Below are 25,867 nucleotides of genomic sequence, written 5' to 3'. Positions count from 1 at the left end.
GGCGGGCGAGGAGAGCAACCGACCCTGACGGGGTGTCACCCCGCCAACGACCCCCAAGGCATCATGAGCAACGAAGCCGAAATCCTGCCGAACCTCCTCCAAGAAGACTCGCACGAGTTCGAGATCGTCATGCGCGGCTACAACCGCCGCCAGGTCGACGACTACATCGCCCGCTTCGTCCAGAAGAACCGCGAACTCGAGGCGCGGCTCGCCCGCGCCCACGACGACTCCGAGCGGCTCCGCCGCGAGATGGCCGAGCTCCGGGAGGCCCGCAAGCCGACCGGCGACGACCTCAGCGACCGGCTCCGCCAGATCATCAACCTCGCCGAAGACGAAGCCCAGGACAAGGTCGCCGAGGCCGAGGCCAAGGGCGCGGAGATCCGCAAGGACGCCGAGCAGGAGTCCAAGCGCATCATCGACGACGCCCGCTCGCACGCCGAGAAGAACCTCGCCCAGGCGCAGGACAAGGCCGAGCACGTGCTCGCGTCGGCGAAGAAGGAGTCCGAGAGCGTTCTCGGGTCCGCCAAGCAGGAGGCCGAGCAGACGGTGACCAGCGCGCGGCTCGAGGCCGAGCGCACCCTCACCGCGTCCGAGCGCCGCGCCAGCGTGATCAACGAGGGTGCGACGCAGCGGCTGACGTCGCTCACCAAGAACCACACCCAGGCGCTGCAGCGGCTCACGGAGATCAGCGAGACCCTGCACCGCCTGCTCACGGCGGAGAACGAAGCGGGCCCGCTGGAGAAGATGGTGGAGGACGCCGTCCGGCAGAGCACGCCGCGCAAGCAGCAGCCGTCGCAGCCCTCCCCGCCGCCGCCCGCGAAGCCGATGCCGTCCTCGCCGGCGGCGTCCAAGCCGGCCCCGGCCGCGCCGGCCTCGCCGCCCTCCCCCGCGCCCGCGGCCGGGCCCGCGCAGCAGAGCGGCCCGTCCATGAAGAAGCCCGAGCCGACGGCCGACGACGTCGAGCCGCCCGTCGCCCCGGCCAAGCCCGCGCGTCCGGCCGAAGACGCGGGCCCGACCCCGCCGCCGCCCGGCCCCGTCGTCCCGCCCCAGCAGTCCCGCGGGCCGATCGAGCTGTAGGCGGCGTCGCCGAGACCGATCGCGCTGTGTCCGCCCAGGGTTCGCCCTTGGGCGGACACAGCCGTTTCTAGGACCTTGCGCCGTTTATAGGATCCTTGCGTGAGCAAGAGGACCCACACGCGTAGCGGAACCGCCCGCCCGATCAGGCTGCTCGGCGATCCGGTCCTGCGCACCGAGTGCGACCCGGTCCGCACGTTCGACGCCTCCCTCCAGCGCCTCGTCGACGACATGTTCGTCACCATGTACGAGGAGGACGGCGCGGGCGTGGCCGCCAACCAGGTGGGCGTGGGCCTGCGGGTGTTCGTGTACGACTGCAAGGACGACGACGGGCGCAGGCACATCGGCCACGTCGTCAACCCGGAACTCGTCGCCGCCGACGGGGAACTGCTCGTCGAGCCGGAGGGCTGCCTGTCCGTGCCGGGCATGCATTTCGAGACGGCCCGGCATGCGCACGCCGTCGTCGAGGGCGTGGACGTGAAGGGCAAGCCCGTCCGCGTCGAGGGCACCGGATACTTCGCCCGCTGCCTCCAGCACGAGTGCGGTCACCTGGACGGCAACGTCTACATCGACGTCCTGTCGGGCGACGCGCGCCGCCAGGCCATGCGCGCCATCCGCTCACTCAGCCGCTGAACCGCCGAACCGCTGAGCCGCTGACCTGCGGCTTGCGCCGTGGACGGCGCTTTCACCCGATCCCCTGGGGTCGTTCAGGTGACTTTCAGGTAGAGATGGGAACCTCTGCACTGATTGCGGAGGGGGACCGACCATTGGTTGATCGGACGGCGAACGGCGGCAAGGCGGCGGAGGCGACCCTGCTCGTCGTCGAGGACGAGCCCAACATCCTGGAGCTTCTCGCCGGCAGCCTGCGTTTCACCGGGTTCGACGTGTTCACCGCGACCAACGGGGCCGACGCGGTCCAGTCGGCGCGGCGGCACCGTCCGGACCTCATCGTGCTGGACGTGATGCTGCCCGACATCGACGGTTTCGACGTCGCGCGGCGGCTGCGCTCCGGCGGCGACCACACCCCCGTGCTGTTCCTGACCGCGCGGGACGGCGTCCAGGACCGGGTCAAGGGCCTGACGATCGGCGGGGACGACTACGTCACCAAGCCGTTCAGCCTGGAGGAGGTCATCGCGCGCATCCGGGCCGTCCTGCGGCGGTTCCGCGGCGGCCACACCGAGCCGCCGCCGCGGATGGTGTTCGCGGACATCGAGCTCGACGAGGACAGCCACGAGGTGTGGCGCGGCGGGCGCGCGATCCAGCTGTCGCCGACCGAGTTCAAGCTGCTGCGCTACTTCATGGCCAACGCCGGACGGGTCGTGTCGAAGGCGCAGATCCTCGACCACGTGTGGAACTACGACTTCCGCGGCGACGCGGGCATCGTCGAGTCGTACGTGTCGGCGCTGCGCCGCAAGGTCGACAACGCCGAGCCGCGGCTGATCCACACGTTGCGCGGGGTGGGGTACGTCCTGCGCGAGCCCTCGAGATCTGGCTAATGGCGACCGCGGCCCCCCGGTCGCGGCGCGGGCTGGCCCGGATGTGGGGGCGGACGCCGCTGCGGGTGAAGCTGATCTCCGGGATGCTCGTCCTGGTCACGCTCGGGATGACGGTGATGGGCGCGGCGGGCGCGTCCGTCCTGCGGCAGTACCTGGTCGGGCGGGCCGACGACCAGCTGCGCGGTTCGGTCGGGCGGGCGGTCGACCAGGTCGTCGACGGGATGCGGCGCGGGCAGCAGCAGATCAACGTCCGGATCCCGAGCGAGATGTACGCGCAGTACCGGTCCACGAGCGGCGCCCTCGTCTGGCAGAACGCGGCCTGGAGCGAGTCCGGGCATCCGCGGCTGCCCGCCGACATGGACGAGCGCATGGACCGCCCGTTCACCGTGTCCGGGACGGGCGGGTCGCAGTGGAGGATCCTGGCCGCGCCGGTCGCGGACGGCGTGCTCGTCCTGGCGTTCAGCCTGGAGGAGGTCGAGCGGACGGTCCGGCGGCTGGTGGCGATCGACGCGATCGTGGGGCTGCTGGTGCTGGGCGTGCTGACCGGGCTCGGGGTGTGGGTCGTCCGGGCCAGCCTGCGCCCGCTGTCGGCGGTGGAGGAGACGGCGGGCGCGATCGCGGCCGGGGATCTGTCCCGGCGCGTCCCGGAGGCGGATCCGCGCACCGAGATGGGGCGGCTCGGCCGGTCGCTGAACACGATGCTCGCGCAGATCGAGGCCGCGTTCGGGGCGCGTGCCGAGTCGGAGGCCGCGGCGCGGCGGTCGGAGGAGACGGCGCGCCGGTCGGAGGAGCGGATGCGGCGGTTCATCGCGGACGCGAGCCACGAGCTGCGCACCCCGCTGACCGCGATCCGCGGCTTCGCCGAGTTCTACCGGCAGGGCGCGGCCCGCTCCCCCGACGAGCTGGGCCGCCTGCTCGGCCGGATCGAGGAGACCGCCGCCCGGATGGGCCTGCTGGTCGAGGACCTGCTGCTGCTCGCCCGGCTGGACCGGCAGCGCCCGATCGAGCGGCGGCCGGTGGATCTCCTCGCCGTCGCCGCAGACTCTGTCCAGGAGGCCAGGGTTCTCGCACCGGAACGCGAGATAGAGCTGGCGGTGGAGGGCGGGCTGGCGTACCAGGTGCGGGGGGACGAGGCGCGCCTGCGCCAGGTCCTCGGCAACCTGCTGGGCAACGCGGTCACCCACACCCCCGAGGGCACACCCGTCGAAGTGCGCCTGTCACCCGGCACACTCCGCAAGGCCCCGGCCGTGATCCTCGAGGTCGTGGACTCGGGCCCCGGCCTCTCCCCCGAACAGGCGGAGAAGGTCTTCGAACGCTTCTACCGCGCCGACGAGGCCCGCTCCCGCGCGGGCGGCGGCACGGGCCTCGGCCTCGCCATCGTCGCCGCGCTGGTCGCCGCGCACGAGGGCCTGGTGGAGGCCGACTCCACTCCCGGCGAGGGCGCCACGTTCAGGGTCGTCCTGCCTCTGGACGAAGAGTGAACATTTTTCATCCGGCCTGTCCACGACGACCTGGCCTCGCGCGCCCGCTGAGGATGAAAAGTGTCCATTGAGGGGCGCGTTCAGGGAATGTTCAGGAATCTGCGCTTTAGTGGCGGTACAGGGCGCGCCTCGCTCTCGACGGAGAGCGGGAGCCCGCGCCCTGGCCAGCTTCCCGGCCCGGCCTGCGCCGACGGCGGCGCGGCACACCGGCACCGCGGCCGAGGGGACGTTACGCCGCACGTCCCTTCGGCCGCGGTTTTTCGTTTGATATCGGCGTTCAGCACACTTTCAGGTTGGCTCCAGGCAGCCTCCAGTCCTGCCGCGCAGTCTCCATGGTGAGCAACGACAGGGGGACGAGATGAACGCCGACAGGCCGCAGCAGCAGCCTTGGGAGCCGGGACCCGGTCCCGGGCCCGGTCGCCCGGACGCAGCGCACCAATGGCCCCCGCCGCACCAGCAGGCGGCTCAGGGCAACGCTCCTCACACGGTCATGGGGGGCGTCCCGCTTGCAGGTCAGGGGGGAGCACCGTCGGCGGGGCCTGGGAGCGTCCCGCCGGCGGGGCCGGGGGGCGTCGCGGCGGGCCCGGGGAGCGCGCCGCCCGCGGGGCGTCCGCCGCTGCTCGGCACGACCCGGCAGAAGATCGCCGCAGCAGGCGCCGCGCTGGCACTCGCACTGGGCGCGGGCGGCGCGGGCGCAGCGGTCACGCTCGCCTTCACGCACGACAGCACCGTCTACTCGAGCCCGACCGCCGTGACGGGGACGTCCGCGAAGGGCGGCACCGCGCAAGTGGCCGCCGCCGTGCAGCCCAGCGTCGTGTCGATCCAGGCGCAGACGCCGAACGGGACCAGCGGCGGGTCCGGCGTCGTCCTGCGCTCGGACGGCGTGATCCTCACCAACGCGCACGTCGTGGCGGACGCCGGTCAGGTGGCGGTGAAGTTCTCCGACGGACGGACCGCGTCCGCGAAGACCATCGGCGCCGACTCCGCCACGGACGTCGCCGTGATCAAGGCGGACAACGTCTCCGGCCTCAAGCCCGCGACGCTCGGCAACAGCGAAGCCCTCGCGGTCGGTGACACGGTCCTGGCAGTCGGCAGCCCGCTCGGCCTGGACGGCTCGGTGACGTCCGGCATCGTCAGCGCCCTGGGCCGCGAGGTCCGCGAGGGCGGCGAGGAGCCGCAGCTCCCGCCGGGCCTGCGCGGGCAGCTGTCCGAGCAGCAGCAGACCGTGATCAAGAACGCGATCCAGACGGACGCCGCCATCAACCCCGGCAACTCCGGCGGCGCGCTGGTGAACGCGGCAGGCCAGGTGATCGGCGTCAACACGGCCATCGCCACGGCCGGGAACGGCAACGGGAACATCGGCGTCGGCTTCGCCATCCCGATCAATTCCGCCAAGAAGACCGCCGACGAGATCGTCGCCGGTTCCAAGGTCTGACCTGGGACGCCGTCCGGCCATGCTCTGGGGGGAGCGGGCGGACGGGCGGCGGACCGGGGCAGGGAGGTCCCTTCTGGCCGGGCCGGGCCGGTAGGGACCGGGCAAGGGGAGAGCGGCCGCGTGACCTGTCCACACGGGGTCACGCGGCCGCCGCACCCGTTCAAGCAGACCTGACCGCTATCGCTGGGGGCCGTTTCATCTTCGTCAGCATCTTCCGCGTCGTGAACAGGTAGTACTCGCGCGGCAGCGTCCGGACCCGCAGCGGAAGCCGCGGATAGACCACGGCCAGCGCCCCGACGAGCAGCCGGAACCGGCGTTCCCGGCCCGCGTCCCATTTCCACCCGTACTGCTCCCGGATCGGCGCCGGCATCAGCCCCGCCGTGATCAGCCGGATCGCCATCAGCCCCGGCGCGTTCACCACCCCGCCCGGCAGCCGCGGATGCAGCACCTGCTCCGCGATGGCCCGCGACGCCTCCGTGATCTTCAAGTTCTGGACCATGTCGGCGTAGTACTCGCGGAACTGCGGATACGTCCCCGGCATCCGCTCCTCGGGACAGCCCAGAATCGTCGCGTAGATCTTGGCCTGCTGGTAGAACTCCTCAAGCTCGCCCTCATCCAGCGTCCGCCGGAAAAGGGCCTGGTAGAACTGCGTGGCCACCGCGAACAGCGTGGACGCCACCCACACCTGCAACTCGGGATCGTTCGCCTCATAACCGGGCCCGGTGACGGACTCGTGCCCCTTCCGGACGAGCGCGCTGAAGGCCTCGGCCTCCTCCCGCGTCCCGAACTGCACCGCGTACAGCCACCCCATGGTGTTCCGGAGCCGCCGCAGCGGATCGTCGGCGGTGTAGCTGTGGTCGTACACCCCCTGGGCCACCTTGGGATGCGCGGTCTGGAGCAAGGACGCCGCACCGCCCGCCGCGATGAGCGCGCCCTCCCGCGAGATGACGCGGATGAGGTCGTCGTCCTCGAAGAGTCCTTCGGTCATACCGAATAGTGTAAGTAAGTACTTGCATTCGCCGCCAGTCCCCCGGTTACTCGGGCGACAAGATCGCCTCTACCCTGCGACAATGGGGACATGCCCGACGAGATCCATGTCCGCGGCTCGGTCACCATCCCGGAGTCCGAGCTGAGCTGGCGTTTCTCCCGTTCCTCGGGTCCCGGCGGCCAGCACGTCAACACCAGCGCCACGGCCGCCGAACTCTCCTTCGACGTCGCGAACTCCCCGTCCCTCCCGGACCACCTCAAGGCCCGCGCCCTGGAACGCCTCGCGACCCGCCTGGTCCGCGGCGTCCTGACGATCCGCGCCGAGGAGTACCGCTCCCAGCAACGCAACCGCGACGCCGCCCGCACCCGCCTGGCCACCCTCCTGGCGGACGCGACGGCCCCACCCCCGAAGAAGCGCATCCCCAAGAAGATCCCCCGCGGCATCAACGAACGCCGCCTGGAGAACAAAAAACGCCGCAGCGCCGTAAAACGCCAACGCACCAACCGCTGGGACTGACCACGACCGGGAACAGCGCACCCTACTTCAGGTGTGCCTGTAGGACCTGATGGTGACGTTACGCTCGCCGGTTCCGTACCGCACGAGCCACCCGTGCGGGCTCGGGCAACCGCTGCCCTGCCAGAACTGCTGATTCTGGTCTGCGTTGTTGAAGACCGACCGGAAGACACCGGGTGTGTTGTGACAGTACGGGGTTCTGGCGTAGTCGATCTCAAGGTGTTCGAGACGGCCGTCGTAGTTGGGACCGGTATAGAAACACATCCTGTACTGCGGGCAGTTCTCCGGTGGAGTGGTGTCGGACACGTGCGTCCGAGGCGGCACGTCCCGCCAGCCTTGGACGATCACCGTGGTGGCAGCCACAGTCGCGCTCACCGCGGCGAGGGCCGAGATCGCGACGAGCGTCTGGCGGACGGGAAGGCGGCGCCTGAGCGTCCGGCCAAGCGATCGGGGCCTCCCGGGCCGGTCTCCTTCGCGCTCGCTGGAACCGGCCGGCCGCTTCAACGCCGCCGGAGAACGGTCGCCCCGGTCTGCGGAGCCCCCCGGGCGCCCGGCGGCGTTCCGGACGAAGGGGAACTGGTGGGCGGTGTCGCTGCCATGCTGGCTGGGTTCGGGCAACCCCCGGATGTGGAGCCTGCGGCGCAGTTCTGGATAAAGGTCGCCGAGGGTGAGCCACGATGCTCCGCCGGGAAGGCCGTCGCGAACCAGGGTGAGCAGTTCCCCGGTGAACGAGGTGGAGGTGTGCTCCTGCTCTTCAAGCGGAGCGACATGGGCGGCATACTCGGCGGCGGTCAGCGTGTACGCGCCGCTGATCTCGGTGAGGCCGGCGACGGACGCGGTGGACAGCGACGGTGGGGCCTTGCCGGAATAGCAGCAGTCCAGAATAACGATCTTGACGCGGGCCGGGCTGTCCAGCAGCGCATCACGGATCCGGGAGTACTCGACACCGGTGACGTCCTCATGGCCGAACACGGTGTTGACAACGGTCAGCGCCAGCTCCGTTTTCGGTGTCAGCTCACCATGGCCGACGTAGTAGAGCAGCAACGTCCCAGACGTGCGCATGGCGATATCGCGAATCCGGAGGATGAGATCCTGGGCATCCTCGGGGTCGAGTAACTCGGTGACGCATTCCCCAGGCCATCCGCCCAGGCCGGGATCGAGCAGCATCGCCAACATGCCGTTCAGGCTGTTGGCGGCCGCCGGGAGCGGGAGGAACCTCTCGTCCCGGTAACGGGCGGTACTGATCAGGACGGCCCGGGAATCGGCGAGCTCGGCGCGCGGCTCAGCCATCGCCATCTCCGGTGTGACCCAGCAGCTCGGCCACGAGGCGGCACGCTTCGGCCGAGTCGTCCGTCTCCAGCTCCAGTGTCCTGCCGTCGCGGGTCGTGATGGAGAGCCTCACCGCCGGACGGCGGCGGGCCTGGAGCCATGCCGACAACGCCTGCGCCAACGCCATCGAGGCGGCCGCGGTCTCGATCACGGCGTCGACCGTCTCCAGAACCCCGCCGAGCTCCCCCGGGAGCGGCGGGCGCTTGCCTGGCCGCACGCGGCCCCGGAGCGTGCGATCGGCCCGCAGCCAGGACAGCAACGCCGCGAGCTCACCGCCCTCATCGTCCGCGGCGACCCTGATCTGTATCCGCTCCACCCTGCCCCCCATCCCGAAGGCGGAGCACCTCGGCGCCTCCGGCATCCACCCTCTTCACGATCATTACGGTAAGCATTCATGAAATAGCTTAAAGTGAGATCGCTCGGGAAGGGGCCACTTCCCGGCGGCGAGAGCGGACCATAACGCCATGGCGACGCACACCACTCTCAATATCACCGTGGGTCCCTCTGCTGTGCCAGATCGCCGCCCACCCCAATGCTGATAGGCCTGTCCATCTTCAGGTCCTCGCCCGGCGCGTCCAAACGATTCCGTAGCCGCCTCACCGCTCGCCTTGCTCAGCGTGACCAAGGCCCGGGGCCAGAAATCGGTTGGGTGCCGCAGCAATCGGGCCTACGTTCGCGAGATGCCGGGACAGGAATACGACCGCGCGAGCTGCACCTTCACCCCACCACCGGACGCGCGATGGATGCCCTGGACAACGTCGTGTTCGCCGATCCGCAGGTGCTCGCGGCCTTCGACCTGCCACAGCAGATTTCTTAGGACGAGTTCCGCCGGGCGCGATGAGTCGGTCCGGTGCCGCCGGTATGTACCGGCGAGCATCGAACGAAAGGACATCATCGTGAGCGTCATCGTCGTGGAGTTCATCACCTTGGACGGGATCGTGTCCGACCCGGACGGGTCCGGCGGGACGGGGAGCGGCGGCTGGCCGTTCCGGCACGGCCCCGAAAACCGTCGCCGGGGACAAGTTCCGGCTCGGCCCCGTCCTCAACAAGGGCGTCATGCTGCTGGGACGGGCGACCTGGCAGCTGTTCTCGCAGCTCTGGCCCAGCCGCGACGACCCGTTCTCCAGGCGGATGAACGCTGCGCCGAAACTGGTCGCCTCCCGCACACTGGCCGACACCTCGGCCTGGGCGAACTCGAAGGTCATCGATGGCGACCTCGTAGAGGCCGTCAAGCGCGAGGACCGCGATGTGGTCGTTGTCGGGAGCCTGAGCGTCGTGCGGACGCTGATGGCCGAAGACCTGATCGATGAGTACCGATTGCTGACGTTCCCCACGATCCTGGGCACCGGCGACAGGCTCTTCCCGGACGGCGGATCACCCACCTACCTGGAGTGCCTGGCAGCCGAGCAGGCCAGCGCCACCGTCCTCACCCGATACGCGAGAGCCGCACCGCCGTCGTCCCTCTGAGTGATCAAATGGGCACAGAGAGTATCAAGCTATGAGAGGATGTGACTCCCCCCCCGCCCGGCACCCGCGCCGGGGAGATTGAGGAGAGGTAGCATCACCGTCATGGCGTCGAAGCCCCTCGAACAGGTCACCCTCGCCGACCTGGTCACCAAGGACGACCTCAAGCACCTTGCCACCAAGGACGACCTCAGCCGCGAGACCGGCTTGGTCAGGCAGGAGTTCAGGCAGGAACTCGGGTCGGCCGTCAACCTGATCATGGGTGAGATCGGCAAACTGGCGGCGCGCCAGGAAGAGACGGGCCGGATCCTGGCGCGGCTGGTCGCCAAGTCCGAAGGTGTGACGCAGTAGCGGGTCTGCACTCTGCCCCCGGGAATCCATTCCCGGGGGCTTCGTTGTGCCGTGTGTAGGTGAGAGATAAGAGACGGCGCCGATCGGAATAAATGGCCCGGTCTTTATGCCGTCCAAAATGGACATTCGCGAGTCTTCGGCCTGATGATTGCGAAATGCGGCAGGGGTCGTTTCATTACGCGACGGTTCGGCGGAGGAGCCTGGGCGGCCTGATCGGCTACGCCAAGGAGCGGCTGTGCCTGGTGGTGTCCAATGACAGGTTCAACGACACTCCCGGGAACGAGCACGTGTGGGTCCTTCACACGCGGACGGACGGTGGAGGACTCGCGCTGGCCGCCCTGGACCATCTCCGGCAGGCCGATCCGCGTGAAGAAGAGACCACATCCCAGGAGTACGTGGACGACGCGCTCGAATGGGTTCGGTGGGGGCATCACCGGCGACCAGCCGTGGCGGCATACGTCGGCTGAGTTTCGGCAGGCCCACCTGGAGGCGCTGCGGGCGGGCGGTCATCTTCGGCAGGGCGATGTCGTGACCGACGGCCGCCAGACGGCCATCGTCATCTCCGGGGCGGCGCTCAACTCGGCCCCGGGCGGTGACGTGGTGTGGGCCGTGGGTCTGGTGGCCCAGGACGAGGCCGGTCTGGACCGGGCGATCAATCTCGACCCGGGCAGGTTGACCAGGGTCGACGCTCTCGACGATGACGACCGCGCGGGCCTGATGGCGGCCGTGATGAAGATCCTGTGACCGGACGCGTCGCGGCCAGGGGTCTGGCCTGGAGCGCCGGTTTCGCCGTGGTCGTGGCGCTGGCCATCGCGGGCGACCACATACTGGTCAGCGCGTCCGAGAAGTGGAGCTACCCCAGCAGGCTCGCCGAGCACGGCCGGTACATCAATTCAACGGCTCAGGGCAGAGTGGGCATTGTGGCCGGCATCGTCGCCGGTCTCGCACTGCTGGTCGGGCTGCCCTTCTTCTTCCTCAGGCTCGCCTGGGGCGCGTACCGGCATCGGGCTGGCAAGGCGTGAATTCTGCTCAGAGGCCCAGTTCCTGGCGGGCTTCGGCTAGTGCGGCGGCGAGCAGCGGGCGCGGGTCGGTGCCGTGGCGGCCGGTCAGGGCGACGACCAGGCCGCCGGCTCGGGCATAGGCCGTGGTGTCCACCTCGGTGTCGGGTTCTTCGCCGGGCAGTTCCGTCGTCTCCGTCACCTTTACCGCCAGGGTCTGGTCCGCCTTGACGCCGGAGACCTCCAGCAGTTCGTACTTCTCGTCGTGGACCTCGCCGTCCTTTTCGATATGGGCCTCGGAGCAGCCTTTGTAGGCCGCCCGCAGGAATGAGATCCGGTCGGCGGACGCGGCGGGGCTGTCCACCGCGACCGTGATCGAGACGCCGCGTGAGCCGTCGTTCTCCCCCACCATCAGAACGGATGCCGTGTGCTTGGAATCGGTCGGGATTCCGGCCTTCTTCGGGTTGGCCCCCTCGCAGGTGTGGACGAGCACCTGCCGGGAGAACGCGACGTAGTAGTCCTGCTTGCCGAGGGACCCGGGTTCGAGGCGCCAGCCGCCACCGAAGTCGGCGGGCTCGGGAAGGGCGTCCACCAGGCGCAGCGGGGACACCGGCGGCACCGCGTCCGACAGGGTGCTGCGCGTGATGGGGTCGACGCCGCCGCCCCCGCAACCCGCCGTCAACGTGCAGAACACGACCGGGGCGGCGAGCCAGCGGCGCATCATGTCCATGATCGTAAAGCGGCCGGGACGCGGCGGCCATGCCAGCGTCCAGGGGCGGCCATGCCCTTACTGCTCGACCGGGATCGCGATGCTCTGGGGAGTGCGCGAGTAGCCTTCCCGTCGGGTTCCCCTCAAGAAGATTGGGATGGCTGTATGACGACGCAGAGCACATCCGGACGGGCCGCGGCGGACGCCGCCGACGCGCTGCGCCGTCAGATCCCCGCCGAGCGGGTGGTGACCGAGGGACCCGAGTACGCGGCGGCGACGGCGCTGTGGAACGGGGCGGTTTCGCATCGTCCGGCCGTGATGGTCCGATGCGCCGGGACGGGTGATGTCCAGGCGGGCGTCCGGGCGGCACGCGAGTACGGGCTGTCCCTGTCGGTGCGAGGAGGCGGTCACGACTGGGCCGGACGTGCACTGCGCGACGGTGGGCTGACCCTGGACATGACCGGTATGCGCGACGTCCGGATCGATGCCGGCGAGCGCTGCGCCCAGGTGGGCGGCGGGGCCACGGCGAACGATCTCCTGGCGGCGGCCGAGCCGTTCGGGCTGGTCGCCGCGACCGGCACCATCGGCACGGTCGGCGTCGTCGGCCTGACGCTGGGCGGCGGGTACGGGCCGCTGGCCGGGCATGCCGGTCTCGCCGCCGACAACCTGGCCGGGGCCGAGGTGGTGCTCGCCGACGGGTCGGTCGTGCAGGTCGACGCCGAGAACGAGCCCGACCTCTTCTGGGCGCTGCGTGGCGGCGGGGGCAATTTCGGCGTCGTGACGTCGGCCCGGATCCGGTTGCACGCGATCCCGTCGGTGGTGACGGGCGTGGTGGTCTACCCGTGGGCGCAGGCGGGGCAGGTGTTCGACGGGCTCCGCGAGCTGCTGTTCACCGGTCCTGACGAGTTGACCGTGCAGAGCGCCGTGGCCGCAGGCCCGGACGGCAGTCCGGCCGTGATGCTGTTGCCCACGTGGTGTGGGGCTCCTGAGCTTGGTGGGCTCGACGATGGGCCGTTGGGGGCGCTTACTCGGCTCGGTGATCCGCTTGCCGTTCAATTGGACGCGGTGCCGCTGGCTACCGTCGTCGCGGGGCGCGACGCCATGTTCCCGCCCGGACGGCATGTCATCATGCGCACCCGCTCGGTGTCCGGGCTGACGCCGCCGGTCGGCGCGGCGCTGGTCGAGGCCGGGAGCGCGTTGCCGTCGGCCATGTCGGGGCTCTCCGTGCACCACTTTCACGGTGCCGCCGCGCGCGTGCCCGTCGCCGACACCGCCTTCGCGATGCGGGAGCCGCATCTGATGGCGGAGGTCATCGCCATCTGGCCCGGCAGCGCGGACGACCGCGCGGCGCATCTGGCCTGGGCCGAGTCTGTTTCGGCCGCGCTTGCCTCACATGCGCTTCCGGGCGGCTATGCCAACCTCCTCGGGCCCGACGACGCCGAACAGATCGCGCACGCGTACGGCGCCAACACCGCCCGCCTGCTTGCGATCAAGTCCGCGGTGGACCCGGACGGCGTGTTCTCAGCCACTCCCCTCCCTAAGGGCGACGCGGGCGATTCCGCCCTCTAGTCCTTGGTGGCGGTGATGGTTGCGTAGGCGGCGGCCAGGCGTTCGGTGGCGGTGGGGCCAGGCGTCGGTGGGCGCGGAATGCCCAGGTGGCGTTCGCGTAGTTCGGCCATTAGGTCGTTCCAGAGGTCGGGGCCTGCTTCTTCCATGTACTGCGCGCCTGCGCGGAGTACCGGGCTGGTGGGACGGTGACGCGAGCCCCAGGCACCTATGTCGTGCGCATGGTCGAGCAGGGCGACGTCGTCTGGCGGAGCTCACGGGTGTGGCGCGGCGGGCCGCGGGTGGTGAGATGCGGATGTCCATGGCGGAGGTGTTCGTCATGCGGGACGGGAAGATCGCTGAGCGCCGGGCCTGGGTCGTCGAGTTGAAGGAGAACGACCACCGTTAGGCGTTTTCGCGGTCGTCCGCCCGGTTGATCAGGGTCGGTTACGGTTGCTCGAATGCGCCACAGCTTCAACGTCGACCTGCGGGGGATCGTCGATCTCCTGAGCCGTCACCTCTACAGCAGCCCGCGCGTGTACGTGCGTGAACTGCTGCAGAACGCCGTCGACGCGACCACGGCCCGCGTCCAGGCGGACGCGACCCCGCCCGGACCTATCTGGATCGAGCCATGCGAGGCGACCGGGGACGGGACGCTGCGCATCCATGACTCCGGCATCGGGCTGACCGAGCCGCAGGTGCACGAGCTGCTCGCCACGATCGGCGGATCGTCCAAGCGCGACGCGCTCGGGCTCGCCCGGCACGACTTCCTCGGGCAGTTCGGGATCGGGCTGCTGTCCTGCTTCCTCGTCGCCGACGAGATCGAGGTCGTGACGCGCGGGCCGGGCGACGCGGCGACCGTCTACTGGCACGGGCACTCCGACGGGCACTACACGGTGTCGGACGGTCCCCCGCGTGAGGAGCAGGGCACCACCGTCACGCTGCGCGCCCGGAGGGACTTCGAGCACTGGCTCGGCACGTCCACCGTGACGGAGCTGGCGCGGCACTTCGGTTCGCTGCTTCCGTACGAGGTGCGGGTGGGTGCGGAACGGGTCACGGCCACCGACCTGCCGTGGCGGGCCCGGTACCCCGATCCGGAGGAGCGGCGGGACGTGCTGCTGCGGCACGGCGCAAAGCTTCTCGGGAGGCGGCCGTTCGACGTGATCGACCTTGCCGTCCCGGAGGCAGGTCTTGATGGTGTGGCGTTCGTGCTGCCGTATGAGTCGCATCCTGGTGAGCCGGAGGCGCACAAGGTCTATCTCAAGCGGATGCTCATGGGCGAGCGGGTGGAGAAACTGCTGCCCGCCTGGGCGTTCTTCGTCCGCTGCGTGATCAACGCGGACGAGCTGCGGCCGACGGCGAGCCGCGAGCAGCTGTACGACGACGACCTCCTCGACGAGACCAGGACCGCGCTCGGCGAGCAGCTCCGCGCCTGGCTGGTGCGGCTCGCGACGACCGAGCCCGACCGGCTCCGGGCGTTCCTCGCCGTCCACTACCGGGGCGTGATGGCGCTCGCGCTGCACGACGTCGCGATGCTCCGGATCGTGGACGAGTGGATCGAGTTCGAGACCAGCGAGGGCCGGATCACGCTCCACGAGTTCCGCCACCGGCACCGCACCATTCACTTCACGGCCGCGTCCGACGAGTTCGCGCAGCTCGCGGGGATCGCCGCCGCGCAGGGCCTCGCGCTGGTCAACGGCGGCTACACCTACCACGCGGAGATCCTGCAGCGGCTGCGCCTGCTCGACCCCGATCTGGAGGTGCGGCGGCTCGACCAGGCGGAGCTGGCGACCCGGTTCGATCCGCTCGATCCCGCCGCCGAGTTCGCGGCGCGCGAGTTCCTCGGCATCGCGCGGGAGGCCGTCGCGGCGCACGGGTGCGAGCCGGTGCTGCGGACGTTCTCGCCTGCGGAACTGCCCGTCCTCTATCTGGAGGGGCGGGAGGCGCGGCGTGCCGCCGACCTGCGGGCCGTGCTGGAGGAGGCGGGGGACGTCTGGGCGGAGTTCGCCGACGGCGGCGGCGAGGAGCGGGAGGAGGCCGGGCGGTCCGGGCCGGTCCTCGTCCTCAACCACCGCAACCCGCTGATCGCGCGCCTGACCAGCACGGCCAACGCGCGGCTCGTCCGGCTCTCGGTCGAGGCGCTGTACGGGTACGCGCTGCTCGCGGGGCAGCGGGCGGTGCGGCCCGGCGACGCGGCGGGCGTCAACCGCGCCTTCCTCGGCCTCGTTGAGCACGCGATCCACCAGGAGCCGGACCTCTGATGCGGGACGAACTGCGCCGCAGGCTCGACGCCGCGTACAAGCTCGATCCCGACGACAACGGCGGCGTCGGCAAGGAGACCTACTGGCGGACGATGCAGGCGATCCTCGGGGACGCCGAGGTGCTCGGCGACACGCCTCTGCTCTTCGAGGCCCGGCTCGCGTACGGCTGGTCGCTGCGCGGCAAGACGTGGAAGAAGGACTCGCGGGAGATCTTCTCCGAATGGCTCGGTCTCCTCCGCGCGTGCCTCACGATGTGGCGGGCCGATCCGGGCGGTCTCTCCGAGGGCAACGTCACCGCGATGTGGAACCAGTTCTTCAACATCCTCGACGCGTTCATCCGCATCTATCCGGAGCCCGCCGATCGCGTCCACCGGCTGATCGACGAGCTGGAGCGCCAGTGCCTTCCGTCCCGGCCGATGGTCTTCACCGTCCTCGGCCGCTACCGCATGGAGATCGAGGCGCGCCGGGGGAACACGGCCGAGGTGGAGCGGCTCTGGCAGGAGTTCTACCTCGCGGAGACGCCGCTCGGGCACGTCCTGCCTGACGGCGTTGCCGAGGTGGGCGCGACGATGTGGGAACGCCTCGGCCGGCCCGACCGCGCCATCGAGTCGCTCACGCCCGTGCTGACCGGCCAGATCCCGGGGCGCGAGGGCCACGTGTACGTGGACGGCCTGCTCATGCCGTACCTGCGCACCGGCCGGACGGACGAGGCCGTCGCGGCACATCAGAGCACATACGCGCGGACCGGCATGAAGCTGGAGGACCTCGCCGCCCACCTGGAGTTCTGCGCCCTGACCGGCAACGAGGAGCGCGGCCTCGACGTCCTGCGCCGCAACCTCGGACGGCTGAGCGGCACGGTCACCACCATCGAGTCCATGTGGACGGCGGCCGCGGTGGCGCTGCTGTGCCGCCGGGCCACCGACCTGGGCCTCGACGAGGAGTGGGCCTGGTCCTGCGACGACGACGGCTGCGACTGCACGGCCGCCCCCATCCGCACCTACGCCGAACTGGGCGCCGAACGCCGCTGGGGCGCGCTGAACTTCGCGCTGGATCTCGACGAGATGGACGGCACGACGTTCAGCAGCGAAACGATCATGAGGCGGTTGCACGCCGAGCCGATCGTCCGGCGGCTCGACCTCCCGGCCGCCGTGAGCGAACCCGCCCACCGGCGCAGGCCGCGGCTCTCGCCCCATCTGGCGGCGGCCACGACGGACGAACTCCGGGACGAACTCGCCCGTACCCGCAAGCTGGAGCAACGGTGGGACCGGGTCGTCCATCTGCAGCGGCTCATGCAGAACGCGTTCGCGACCGGTGAGCAGGACGCGCTGCTCGACATCCGCTTCGACCACCTGGACGAGCTGCTCGCCTACAAGCCCGCGGCAATGCGGCCCGACCTGTTCGCCGCGCTCACGGCCCTCGTCCGCCTGCACGACGCGGACCCGGCCCTGCTCGGCGCCGAACGCGTCGACCGGCTGTGGACGGCGGCGCCCGTCGTCCTGGACCGCGTGCTCACCCGCGCGACCGTCCAGGCCGCGCAGATCCGCGAGCTGATCGGCATGCTCGGGCGGCACTGCCGTCCGGACGCCGATGACCTGCACCATCTGCGCTGGTTCGCGGTCGAGCTGGAGGTCCGGTGCGGCGACGTGGACGCGGCCCGCGCGGCCTGGGCGGCGTTCGAGGCGCTGCCGGCCCGCGAGGAGTACGCCGCCTGGCCGAACGTCCTGCGCCGGACGAGCTGGTGGCTGGATCTCGGTCTCGACGAGGAGGTGCTCGCGACGATGGGGCCGGAGCTGTCCGGCAGGGACGGGGAGGAGCGCCTGATCGTCCCGTACCTGCGGGCGGGCGAGGACGGCAAGGCGCGCGAGATCCATGAGCGCACCTTCGCGAGCGCGGAGGACCCCCACCAGGTCGCCGCCCACCTGGAGTTCTGTGTCCGGACCGGCGACCTCGTCCGCGCCAAGGAGATCGTCCTCCGCACCCTGGACCTGCTCCACGTCAACTACGACGACACCGAGTTCACCTTCGACATGCTCCGCACATGCGCGGCGAACGTGCTGGCCTGCCGCCTGATCGCCGACCGCGGCCTCGACGAGACCTGGACGTGGCCGCAGCACTCCTGCTGCCCGGCCGAGGACGGCTGGAGCTACCGCAAGCTCGAAGACGGCTACCGCACCCAGCTGACCCTCTTCGCCACGCGATGGCAGGAGCTCACCGGCACCGATTTCCACGTCCGCCGCATGAACGCGCTCGCCGACGCAGCGATAGACGCGGCGGTATAGGAAAAGCCGCGGTGCTCGTGGGCAGAACACGAGCACCGCGGCCCCCGGAAAGGGAATCCCCTACATCGTTACCGTCAGATCGCCTCCCACAGGGCCGGGACGTTCGGCGGCGTCCAGCCGGGCATGGACGTGTGCGACTGCAGGCAGCGGTACTGCACGCCCTCGTAGGTCACCACGTCACCGGCGTTGTAGGTCTTGCCGTCGGCCCAGGTGGTGTCGCCGGGGGGCTCGTTGTCGTCCGGCGGGTCGTTGTCGTCCACGCGGGCGCCGACGTTGACGGCGGCCCACGCGTTGGCGGTCGTCTTCCACTCGGTGCTGTTCTCGCCGCCGTACAGGGCGGCGGCGGCCGCGAGGGTCGCGCGGCGGGCGTCGGCGAAGTTGGTCGTCGGGCGCATCTCCTCGGTGAGCGCCTTGTACCAGATCGCCGCGGCCTTGTCCCGGCCGATGCCCGTGACCGGCTTGCTGTCGTAGGTCGGCGAGTTGTAGGTGACGCCGTTGATGACCTTCTGCCCGCTGCCCTCGGACAGCAGGTAGAAGAAGTGGTTCGCGATGCCCGAGGAGTAGTGGACGTCCACGTTCCCGGCGCCGGGCTTCCAGTTGTCCAGCGAGTTGCCGTCCTTGCTGGGCTGCGCCATGTAGCGCAGCGGGGCGCCGGTGCCGAAGATGTCGATCTTCTCGCCGATGTGGTAGTCGCCGACGTCGGCGGGGTTGTTCGACCAGAACTCCATGGCGGTGGCCAGGATGTCGGACGTGGCCTCGTTCAGCCCGCCGGACTCGCCCTGGTAGATCAGCCCGGCCGTGTTCGACGTGACGCCGTGGGTCATCTCGTGCCCGGCCACGTCCAGCTCGGTCAGCGGGCTGCTGTTGCCCTGGCCGTCGCCGTACGTCATGCAGAAGCAGCCGTCTTCCCAGAAGGCGTTCACGTACGACTGGCCATAGTGGACGCGCGAGTACGCGCCGACGCCGTCGCCGCGGATGCCCGCGCGGCCGAAGACGGTCTTGTAGTAGTCCCAGGTCTGGCCCGCGCCGTAGGCGGCGTCGACACCGGCGGTCTGGCGGTCGCTGGCGGCGCCGTTGCCCCACTGGTCGTCGGTGTCGGTGAACAGGGTGCCCTTGCCCGACTGGGCGCCGCGGAGGTCGGTCGTCTCGTGGTTGCCGCGGCCGGTGTCGCGCATGGTGTAGGAGCCGCCCGACTGGGACGTGCCCAGCTCGACGGTGCCCGAGTACATGCTGCGGCCGGTGCCGGTCTGGACGCCCTGCCACTCGATGATCTTCTTGCCGGTGGTGGCGTCGGTGAGGACGTGCAGGCGGTTGGGGGTGCCGTCCTTCTGCGTCCCGCCGACGACGGTCTCCCAGGCGAGGACGGTGTCGCCGGCCTCGTCCATCCAGACGACCTTGCGCGGCGCGACGCTGCCCGCCGCCTTCGGCGTGTTCGGCTTGGTCGACACCAGCGTCGCCGGCGCGGTGTTCACCTTCATCGGCTTCGACGCCGACTGGGTGACGCGCGTGATGGCGCCGGACGGGGCGCGGTGGACGATGATGTCGCCGCCGATGACGGGCAGCCCGTCGTAGGTCTGGGTGTAGCGGGTGTGGGTGGTGCCGTCCTGGTTCTTCAGGACGCTCTTCGCCTTCAGCTCGACCTTGTCGCCGACGTTCAGCGCGGACGCGGTCTCGTCCTGCTGCGCCTTGGCCTTGCCGACGAGCGCCTTGTACTCGGTGGGGCTGACCTTGGCGGGCAGCTGGCCGGGGTCGCCCTTGGCGGGGGGCTTGGCGGGGGACTGGGCGGTGGCGGGTACCGCCTGCATGCCGAGCACCGCGATGGCGGCGACGCCGATCAGCGCGGTGCTCGTCGTGACGCGCCTGCGGGCACGCCTCGGGGGTGTGGATCTCACGCGGTGCTCCTTGTCTGCCGGCCGTACTGGAGACGGCCGAAGGGGGGCTCGCTCCATCAGGCGCCCGTGGCGCCCGCCGGAGCTCCGGAGCCGGAGAAATGGTTGACGCCGGAACGATCGCATGCATTTGTGTGCATGTCACCGCTAAGTTCGCGCCGGGACACGTCCATAGGGAGATTCGGGAGCCGGTGCAAGGGAAATCCCTACACCGCCCAGGGTGGACAAAGAGCCTGCTAAGGGTGCAGGGTGACGCCTTTTTCCGGAGGCGCGCCGCCCAGGAGGGAACCGAGCTGGGCCCGGGAGCGGATGCCGAGCTTCCGGTAGATGCGGGTGAGGGACGCCTCGACGGTCTTCACGCTGAGGAACAGCCGGTTCGCGACCTGCTGGTTGGTGGCGCCCTGGCCGACGAGCACCGCGATCCGCTGCTCGCCCTCCGTCAGGGTCACCTGGGCGACGGCGCCGAAGGGGGCGGGGCCGTCCTGCAAGCCCATGTCCAGGCGGGCGAGGCGGTGCCGTGCCTGCTCGGCCCACGGCCGCGCGCCGCAGCGCAGGAAGATCTCCAGGGCGTCGGCCGCCGCCTTCCGGGCCGGCCCGGCACGGCGTCTGCGGCGTTCGATCCTGGCCTGTTCGAGCAGGCAGTGGCCCACTTCGAGAGGCTGGCCGAGCTGCTCGAAGAGGGTCGCGGCCTGGCGCAGGAGGGCGAGGGCTTCCTCCGGTTCGCCGCGGGCGGCGAGGACGCACGCTTCCGCGCGGTCGAGGAGGCCGGTGACGGCGGCGCCGCGGGCCCGGTCGCCGATCGCGGCGCGGGCCGTGCGGACCACCTCCTCGGCGCGGTCGACCTCGCCGAGCGCCACCAGCCCCTGGGCGAGGTCGCCGTGCCAGCGCAGGACCATCGGGCAGCGCATGGCGCGCCCGCGCCCGTCCGGGGCCGAGCCGAGCGCCTCGATGCGCCACAGCGTGTCGACGCCCGCGCGGACGTCGCCGAGGCGCATGCGGGCGACGCCCAGCACGTGCAGCAGGCGGCTCTGGAAGATGACGTCGTTCTCCTGCTCGGACGCGCGCAGCCCCCGCTCGGCCAGCGCGACGGCGCGGTGGATGCTGCCGCCCGCCAGCTCCGCGAGCGCGCCCGGATACCAGGCCGGGCCGGGGCTGAGCGCGGCCTGCTCGGCGATGCGCATGGCGCGGTCGGCGAAGTCCAGGGCCTCCCGGCACCGGCCCGTCCGGGCGGCGACCTCGGACAGGTTGCGCAGGACGTGCACGACCTCCTCGCCGGAGCCGCGCTCCACCAGCGCGAGCATCCGCAGCAGTTCCGCGCGCGCTTCGGGCAGCCGGTCCTCGGCGATGGCGCAGTAGGCGGCGATGTAGCGGGGCGTGGTGTGCATCTGGCCGTCCAGCGGCGGCTCGGGCAGGCGTCCGGCGAGTTCCAGGTCGCGGACGTAGTCGTCCCGGCCCTCGATCAGCGAGATGTTCGCGCGCAGCGCCAGCGCCTTGGCCTCCGTCGCCGTGTCGCCCGCCTCCCGCGCGTGCGCGATCGCGCCGTCGGCCTCCTGCTCGGCGAGGTCGGGCGCGCCGTTCAGCAGGGCGCCCAGCGCCATCCGCACCCGCAGCGGGCCGAGCAGCGCCGGGTCGCCGTCCGCGTCGACGAGCGCGGCGGCGAACACCTCGCCCATCTCGGCGAGCCCCTGCCCGGACAGGTCGAGCAGCGCGAGCCTGACCCGCACCCGCTGGGCATGGGTCGCGTCGGACGCGAGGACGGCCTCGGCGGCCCGGTGCACCAGGTCGGGCAGCCCGCCGTTCGCGCCGGTCTCCGCCGCCGCGACCAGCCACTCCAGCCGTTCGGCGGCCGGGTCGGCGGGTGACCGGTCGGCGGCGAGCCGGTACAGCTCGGCGGCCATCCGGTGCGACCCCTGGCGGACGGCCTGCTCCGCCGCCGTGACGAGCGAGTGCGCGAGCTCGGCGTTCGGGCCGGGGTCGGCGAGGGCGCGGTGGCGGGCGCGTCCGGCGGCGTCCGGCACGACGGCGGCGAGCGCCCGGTGCACCCGCGCCAGGTGCTGCGCGTCGGCGGCCTCGGCGAGGACGGTGCCGACCGCGGGCGGCGTGAACCGGATGCCGCCGCCCTCGGTGATCAGCAGACCCAGCACGGCGGCGCGGCGGATGTCCCGCGCGGCCTCGGCGCGCCCGGCGCGGCAGAGCAGGTCGGTGGTCGGGCGGATCGCCAGCGCGGCCATCAGCAGCGTCTCGTGCGCCTGCGCCGGGAGCCGTGCCAGCCGCTCGGCGATCACGGCCTGGACGCGCTGCGGCAGCGGCGCGGGCCGCCAGTGCCGCGGGATGCGATCGGTGAACGCGCCGCCGAGCGCGAGCGCGAGGTAGGGGTTGCCGCCGGAGTCGGAATGCAGCGTGTTCACGACCCGGACGGGAAGCCCGTAGCTGTCGAACATCTCGGCCAGCTCGTCCGGCCCGAGCGGCGGGACGGGCAGGTGCAGCGCGTCGGGGGCGGGAGCCCAGGGCGTGCTGCCTCCGTCACCTGCGGCGAGACCGTCCGGCCACGGCCCGGCGACGACGGCGCGCACGCCACGGGACCCGAGGCGGCTGACCGCGTACCGGACGGCGTGGACGGACTCCGCGTCCACCCACTGGGCGTCGTCCACGAGCAGCAGCACGGGACGGTCCCCCGCGCACCTCGCGAGCAGCCCGCGGAACGACAGCCGGCAGGCGACGTGGTCCATGCCGGACCGGTCCGCGAACGACCGGCCGAGGGCCCGCTCGCCTGCCGCCTTCGCCGCGGCCGCCGTCGTCGGCATCGCCGGATGCGGTGCGGGGAGGCCCGTCAGCCGCTCCCGGGGAAGGTCGGCGGTGAGGGTGTCGGGAAGCTGGTCGAGCAGCTCGGCCAGCCCTGAACAGGGCACCCATCGCTCGGTCTCGGTCCCGGCGACCCGCAGGACCAGTTCACCGCGCGCTGCCGCCGCATCGCCGACGGCTTCGAGCAGCGCCGTCTTGCCGATGCCGCTGGGTCCGGTCAGCACGACGCTACCGTTCGCGGCGAGCCGGGCCTCGATCGAGGCGAGCAGTGCCGAGCGCCCCACCAGCGAAGGAGGTGCACCCTTCCGAGCTGCCGACGGCGCGGCACCGACGTCCATGACTCACTCCCTTCCGGAGGATTCGGACGCCGCCTCGACAATAACCACCGTGCGGGGGCGGCCACAAACGACCGGGTTGCGGGGACGCGAAGACGCCCGGAACCGGTCGGGTTCCGGGCGTCACGCGCGGGGATGGACGCTATTCGCCCGTCCAGTTCGGCTTGCGCTTCTCGGCGAAGGCGGTCGGGCCCTCCTGGGCGTCCTTGGACATGAAGACGGGCAGCGTGATGTCCTGCTGCTTCTGCCACATCTCCTCGGACGTCCAGTCGCCGGACTGGAGGACCACCTTCTTCGTCGCCATGAGCGCCAGCGGCGCGTTCTCGGCGATCCGCCGGGCCAGCTCCTTCGCCCCGGCGAGCGCGCCGCCCGGCTCGGTGACCCGGTTGACGAGACCGAGCTCCGCCATCCGCTCCGCCGGATACTTGTCGCCGGTCAGGGCGATCTCCATGGCGATGTGGAAGGGGATGCGCTGCGGCAGCCGCAGCAGCCCGCCGCCCGCCGCGACCAGCCCGCGCTTCGGCTCGGGCAGCCCGAACTGCGCGTCCCGGGCCGAGACGATCATGTCGCAGGCCAGCGCCAGCTCGCAGCCGCCCGCCAGCGCGTAGCCCTCGATCGCGGCGATCAGCGGCTTGGCCGGCGCGCGCTCGGTGATGCCGGCCATCCCGCGTCCCTCCACGACCGGGGTCTCGCCGGCGAGGAACGCCTTGAGGTCCATGCCGGAGCAGAACGTGCCGCCCGCGCCGGTCAGGATGCCGACGGAGAGGTCCTTGCGGGCGTCGAGCTCGTCCACGGCGGCCGCGATCCCGTGCCCCGCCGCGCCGTTCAGCGCGTTGCGCGCCTCCGGGCGGTTGATGGTGATGACCAGGACGCCGCCGTCCTCTTCGGTCAGAACAGCATCGGACATTCAAGACCTCACTTGGGCTGGAAGCGGATGCCGCCGTCAAAGCGGATGGTCTCGCCGTTCATGTAGTCGTTCTCGATGAGCGACTTGACGAGGTGCGCGAACTCCGACGCCCGGCCCATCCGCTTCGGGAACGGGACCGGCGCCGCCAGCTTGGCCTTGAACTCCTCCGCCGCCTCGCCCTGCCCGTAGATCGGGGTGTCGATGATGCCGGGGCAGATCGTGTTGACCCGGACGCCGATCGCGGCGAGGTCGCGGGCGGCGGGCAGCGTCATCCCGATGATGCCGCCCTTGGACGCCGAGTAGGCGACCTGCCCGGTCTGGCCCTCGATCCCGGCGACCGACGCGGTGTTGATGACCACGCCGCGGGCGCCGTCCGCGTCGGCGGGCTCGGTCTTGGCGATGGCGGCGGCGCCGATCCGCATTAGGTTGAAGGTGCCGATCAGGTTGACCCGGATGACGGTCTCGTACTGGCCGAGGTCGTGCGGGCTGCCGTCGCGGTTCACCGTCCGGGACGCCCAGCCGATGCCGGCGCTGTTGACGATCACGCGCAGCGGCGCGCCGGTGTCGACCGCGGCCTGGACGGCGGCCTGCACCTGCTCCTCGCTGGACACGTCCGTCTTGACGAAGACGCCGCCGACCTCGTCGGCGATCGCCTTGCCCCGGTCCTCGTTCAGGTCGGCGACGACCACCTTGGCGCCCTCGGCGGCCAGCGCGCGGACGGTGGCCTCACCGAGGCCGCTCGCGCCACCGGATACGACGGCGGAAACTCCGTTCAGGTCCATAAGCAGCACCTCACGTGTCGGACCGAATGTGGTTCGGGATGATGGTACCCAGCCGGGCGCGTTTGCTTTCCACCGCCCCGGGCACCCGCTCCTGCGTGAGCGGACCGGCGCCCGCTCCCCAGCGAGCGAACTGGCGCCCGCCCCCCGGCTGATGGAGGCGCGCGGATGGAGTTGCAGCGCAGCGACCCCGGCGAGCCCGGCTACAGACGGCGAACGCGCGGCAAGGGCTTCGAGTATCTCGGGCTCGACGGCCGTCCCTTGGACGACCCGTCCGAGAAGGAACGAATCAAGGCTCTGGTCATACCGCCTGCATGGAAAGACGTCTGGATCTGCCCTGACGCAGACGGCCACATCCAAGCGATCGGCACCGACGCGGCCGGACGGCGTCAGTACATCTACCACGAGGCATGGCGGGAACAACGCGACCAAGAGAAGCACGACCACGTCCTGGAACTCGCCGACCGGCTCCCCAAGGTGCGTGCCACGCTCGCCGGGCATCTCTCCGGCCGCGGATACTCCCGCGAACGGGTTCTCGCCGCCGCCGTCCGCCTCATCGACCTCGGGTTCTTCCGGATCGGCGGGGAGGCGTACGCGGCGGAGAACGGCACGTTCGGGCTGGCCACCGTCCTGCGCCAGCACGTCACGTGCCGGCGCGGCGAGGTCGCCTTCGAGTATCCGGCGAAGGGGGCGAAGGAGCGGTACCAGTCCGTCGCGGAGGAGGACGTGTGCAAGGTCGTCAGCGGCCTCAAGCGCCGCCGCGACGACTCCCCCGAACTGCTCGCCTACCGGACGCGGGACGGCTGGCACGACGTCACGACCACCGACATCAACGACTTCGTCCGGGAGGTCACCGGCGGCGACTTCACCGCCAAGGACTTCCGCACCTGGCACGCCACCGTCCTCGCCGCCGTCGGCCTCGCCGTGTCTGTGCGCGCAGGCGAGGGCGCGGGCGGTGGCGAAGGCGCGGGCGCGGGCGGCGGCGACGCCGCCCGGAAGCGCGCCGTCGTCCGCGTCGTCAAGGAGGTCGCCGCCTACCTCGGCAACACCCCCGTCGTGGCGCGGGCCTCCTACATCGACCCGCGGATCATCGACCTGTACGAGGAGGGCCGCACGATCGCGTCCGCCCTCGGCACGCTCGGCACGGAGACGTCGGAGGGCGAACTGGCGACGCAGGGCCCGGTCGAGCAGGCCGTCCTGGACCTGCTCCGCTCCGTGGACTGAGCATCGGG

At 71.2% G+C, this 25,867-nt stretch carries 25 protein-coding genes; 15 read left to right on the top strand and 10 right to left on the bottom strand.

All coding sequences use genetic code 11. The annotated features are described in order from the left end of the window. The first annotated feature begins 63 nt into the window (after positions 1 to 63). The 5 genes from ACH34S_RS32710 to ACH34S_RS32690 all read left to right on the top strand — a co-directional run bounded on the left by ACH34S_RS32710 (position 64) and on the right by ACH34S_RS32690 (position 5,486). On the top strand, positions 64 to 1,077 hold the full coding sequence (locus ACH34S_RS32710) for a DivIVA domain-containing protein (RefSeq protein ID WP_395956722.1): 1,014 nt from the start codon (positions 64 to 66) through the stop codon (positions 1,075 to 1,077). Between the two features lie 99 nt (positions 1,078 to 1,176). Next, complete coding sequence (def, locus tag ACH34S_RS32705) at positions 1,177 to 1,707, top strand: peptide deformylase (RefSeq protein ID WP_395956721.1); 531 nt, start codon at positions 1,177 to 1,179, stop codon at positions 1,705 to 1,707. Between the two features lie 134 nt (positions 1,708 to 1,841). Further along, on the top strand, positions 1,842 to 2,570 hold the full coding sequence (locus tag ACH34S_RS32700; RefSeq protein WP_395956720.1) for a response regulator transcription factor: 729 nt from the start codon (positions 1,842 to 1,844) through the stop codon (positions 2,568 to 2,570). Then, a complete protein-coding gene (locus tag ACH34S_RS32695) occupies positions 2,570 to 4,051 on the top strand; it encodes an ATP-binding protein (RefSeq protein WP_395956719.1) in 1,482 nt (493 codons plus the stop codon). Before ACH34S_RS32700 ends, ACH34S_RS32695 begins: the two co-directional genes overlap by 1 nt. A 490-nt stretch (positions 4,052 to 4,541) precedes the next feature. Next, positions 4,542 to 5,486: a S1C family serine protease gene (locus ACH34S_RS32690; protein WP_395956718.1), complete on the top strand. Its 945-nt coding sequence runs from the start codon at positions 4,542 to 4,544 to the stop codon at positions 5,484 to 5,486. A 160-nt stretch (positions 5,487 to 5,646) separates the two neighbouring features. Here the strand turns inward: ACH34S_RS32690 and ACH34S_RS32685 are convergent, their stop codons facing one another. Further along, positions 5,647 to 6,474 carry an oxygenase MpaB family protein gene (locus ACH34S_RS32685; protein WP_395956717.1) on the bottom strand — a complete coding sequence of 276 codons (828 nt, stop codon included), beginning with the start codon at positions 6,472 to 6,474 and terminating at the stop codon, positions 5,647 to 5,649. A gap of 90 nt (positions 6,475 to 6,564) precedes the next feature. Here ACH34S_RS32685 and arfB point away from each other — a divergent pair, with 90 nt between their 5' ends. After that, a complete protein-coding gene (arfB, locus tag ACH34S_RS32680) occupies positions 6,565 to 6,990 on the top strand; it encodes an alternative ribosome rescue aminoacyl-tRNA hydrolase ArfB (RefSeq protein ID WP_395956716.1) in 426 nt (141 codons plus the stop codon). 27 nt (positions 6,991 to 7,017) lie between these two features. On the opposite strand, the gene ACH34S_RS32675 is transcribed toward arfB, so the two are convergent. From ACH34S_RS32675 to ACH34S_RS32665, 3 genes are all read right to left on the bottom strand, one after another. Further along, positions 7,018 to 8,277 carry a peptidase inhibitor family I36 protein gene (locus ACH34S_RS32675; protein WP_395956715.1) on the bottom strand — a complete coding sequence of 420 codons (1,260 nt, stop codon included), beginning with the start codon at positions 8,275 to 8,277 and terminating at the stop codon, positions 7,018 to 7,020. After that, positions 8,270 to 8,644: a hypothetical protein gene (locus ACH34S_RS32670; RefSeq protein WP_395956714.1), complete on the bottom strand. Its 375-nt coding sequence runs from the start codon at positions 8,642 to 8,644 to the stop codon at positions 8,270 to 8,272. The genes ACH34S_RS32675 and ACH34S_RS32670 overlap by 8 nt, the downstream gene beginning before the upstream one ends. Before the next feature lie 339 nt (positions 8,645 to 8,983). Further along, positions 8,984 to 9,238: a hypothetical protein gene (locus ACH34S_RS32665; protein WP_395956713.1), complete on the bottom strand. Its 255-nt coding sequence runs from the start codon at positions 9,236 to 9,238 to the stop codon at positions 8,984 to 8,986. Between the two features lie 134 nt (positions 9,239 to 9,372). Here ACH34S_RS32665 and ACH34S_RS32660 point away from each other — a divergent pair, with 134 nt between their 5' ends. The 5 genes from ACH34S_RS32660 (at position 9,373) to ACH34S_RS32640 (ending at position 11,153) form a co-directional block, all read left to right on the top strand. Then, positions 9,373 to 9,783 (top strand): dihydrofolate reductase family protein, encoded by a 411-nt coding sequence (locus ACH34S_RS32660; RefSeq protein ID WP_395956712.1) that lies wholly within the window; start codon positions 9,373 to 9,375, stop codon positions 9,781 to 9,783. A 102-nt stretch (positions 9,784 to 9,885) separates the two neighbouring features. Beyond that, the gene (locus tag ACH34S_RS32655; RefSeq protein ID WP_395956711.1) at positions 9,886 to 10,131 is read left to right on the top strand and encodes a hypothetical protein; all 246 of its coding nucleotides are present in this window, start codon (positions 9,886 to 9,888) and stop codon (positions 10,129 to 10,131) included. A gap of 155 nt (positions 10,132 to 10,286) precedes the next feature. Then, positions 10,287 to 10,598, top strand: a complete 312-nt coding sequence (locus tag ACH34S_RS32650; RefSeq protein ID WP_395956710.1) for a hypothetical protein — start codon at positions 10,287 to 10,289, stop codon at positions 10,596 to 10,598. Positions 10,599 to 10,659: 61 nt separating this feature from the next. Continuing rightward, complete coding sequence (locus ACH34S_RS32645; protein WP_395956709.1) at positions 10,660 to 10,875, top strand: hypothetical protein; 216 nt, start codon at positions 10,660 to 10,662, stop codon at positions 10,873 to 10,875. Further along, on the top strand, positions 10,872 to 11,153 hold the full coding sequence (locus ACH34S_RS32640; RefSeq protein WP_395956708.1) for a hypothetical protein: 282 nt from the start codon (positions 10,872 to 10,874) through the stop codon (positions 11,151 to 11,153). The genes ACH34S_RS32645 and ACH34S_RS32640 overlap by 4 nt, the downstream gene beginning before the upstream one ends. Positions 11,154 to 11,160: 7 nt before the next feature. Here ACH34S_RS32640 and ACH34S_RS32635 read toward each other — a convergent pair whose 3' ends face one another. Continuing rightward, positions 11,161 to 11,853 carry a hypothetical protein gene (locus ACH34S_RS32635; RefSeq protein ID WP_395956707.1) on the bottom strand — a complete coding sequence of 231 codons (693 nt, stop codon included), beginning with the start codon at positions 11,851 to 11,853 and terminating at the stop codon, positions 11,161 to 11,163. 150 nt (positions 11,854 to 12,003) lie between these two features. Between ACH34S_RS32635 and ACH34S_RS32630 the strand changes: the two genes are divergently transcribed. Continuing rightward, the gene (locus tag ACH34S_RS32630; protein WP_395956706.1) at positions 12,004 to 13,407 is read left to right on the top strand and encodes an FAD-binding oxidoreductase; all 1,404 of its coding nucleotides are present in this window, start codon (positions 12,004 to 12,006) and stop codon (positions 13,405 to 13,407) included. Here the strand turns inward: ACH34S_RS32630 and ACH34S_RS32625 are convergent. Beyond that, a complete protein-coding gene (locus ACH34S_RS32625; protein ID WP_395956705.1) occupies positions 13,404 to 13,553 on the bottom strand; it encodes a hypothetical protein in 150 nt (49 codons plus the stop codon). The two genes, ACH34S_RS32630 and ACH34S_RS32625, sit on opposite strands and share 4 nt — an antisense overlap. Before the next feature lie 291 nt (positions 13,554 to 13,844). Between ACH34S_RS32625 and ACH34S_RS32620 the strand changes: the two genes are divergently transcribed. Together ACH34S_RS32620 and ACH34S_RS32615 are read left to right on the top strand one after the other, a co-directional pair. Continuing rightward, a complete protein-coding gene (locus tag ACH34S_RS32620; protein ID WP_395956704.1) occupies positions 13,845 to 15,644 on the top strand; it encodes an HSP90 family protein in 1,800 nt (599 codons plus the stop codon). Next, the gene (locus ACH34S_RS32615) at positions 15,644 to 17,923 is read left to right on the top strand and encodes a hypothetical protein (RefSeq protein WP_395956703.1); all 2,280 of its coding nucleotides are present in this window, start codon (positions 15,644 to 15,646) and stop codon (positions 17,921 to 17,923) included. Before ACH34S_RS32620 ends, ACH34S_RS32615 begins: the two co-directional genes overlap by 1 nt. A gap of 74 nt (positions 17,924 to 17,997) precedes the next feature. Here ACH34S_RS32615 and ACH34S_RS32610 read toward each other — a convergent pair whose 3' ends face one another. The 4 genes from ACH34S_RS32610 to ACH34S_RS32595 all read right to left on the bottom strand — a co-directional run bounded on the left by ACH34S_RS32610 (position 17,998) and on the right by ACH34S_RS32595 (position 24,638). Then, a complete protein-coding gene (locus ACH34S_RS32610) occupies positions 17,998 to 19,815 on the bottom strand; it encodes a M4 family metallopeptidase (protein WP_395956702.1) in 1,818 nt (605 codons plus the stop codon). A 233-nt stretch (positions 19,816 to 20,048) separates the two neighbouring features. Continuing rightward, a complete protein-coding gene (locus tag ACH34S_RS32605) occupies positions 20,049 to 22,898 on the bottom strand; it encodes an AAA family ATPase (protein ID WP_395956701.1) in 2,850 nt (949 codons plus the stop codon). A 193-nt stretch (positions 22,899 to 23,091) separates the two neighbouring features. Further along, entirely contained in the window at positions 23,092 to 23,856 is a 765-nt protein-coding gene (locus tag ACH34S_RS32600; protein ID WP_395956700.1) for a crotonase/enoyl-CoA hydratase family protein, read from the bottom strand. An 8-nt stretch (positions 23,857 to 23,864) separates the two neighbouring features. Further along, positions 23,865 to 24,638, bottom strand: a complete 774-nt coding sequence (locus ACH34S_RS32595; protein ID WP_395956699.1) for an SDR family NAD(P)-dependent oxidoreductase — start codon at positions 24,636 to 24,638, stop codon at positions 23,865 to 23,867. A gap of 165 nt (positions 24,639 to 24,803) precedes the next feature. On the opposite strand from ACH34S_RS32595, the gene ACH34S_RS32590 reads away from it, so the two are divergent. Beyond that, positions 24,804 to 25,859 carry a DNA topoisomerase IB gene (locus ACH34S_RS32590; RefSeq protein WP_395956698.1) on the top strand — a complete coding sequence of 352 codons (1,056 nt, stop codon included), beginning with the start codon at positions 24,804 to 24,806 and terminating at the stop codon, positions 25,857 to 25,859. The last annotated feature ends 8 nt before the right edge of the window (positions 25,860 to 25,867 follow it).

It is taken from the genome of Actinomadura sp. 3N508 (assembly GCF_044326375.1).
Classification (GTDB): Bacteria; Actinomycetota; Actinomycetes; order Streptosporangiales; family Streptosporangiaceae; genus Spirillospora.
The sequence above is the reverse complement of the archived record's forward strand: the minus strand, read 5'-3'. Positions and strand labels throughout refer to the sequence as shown.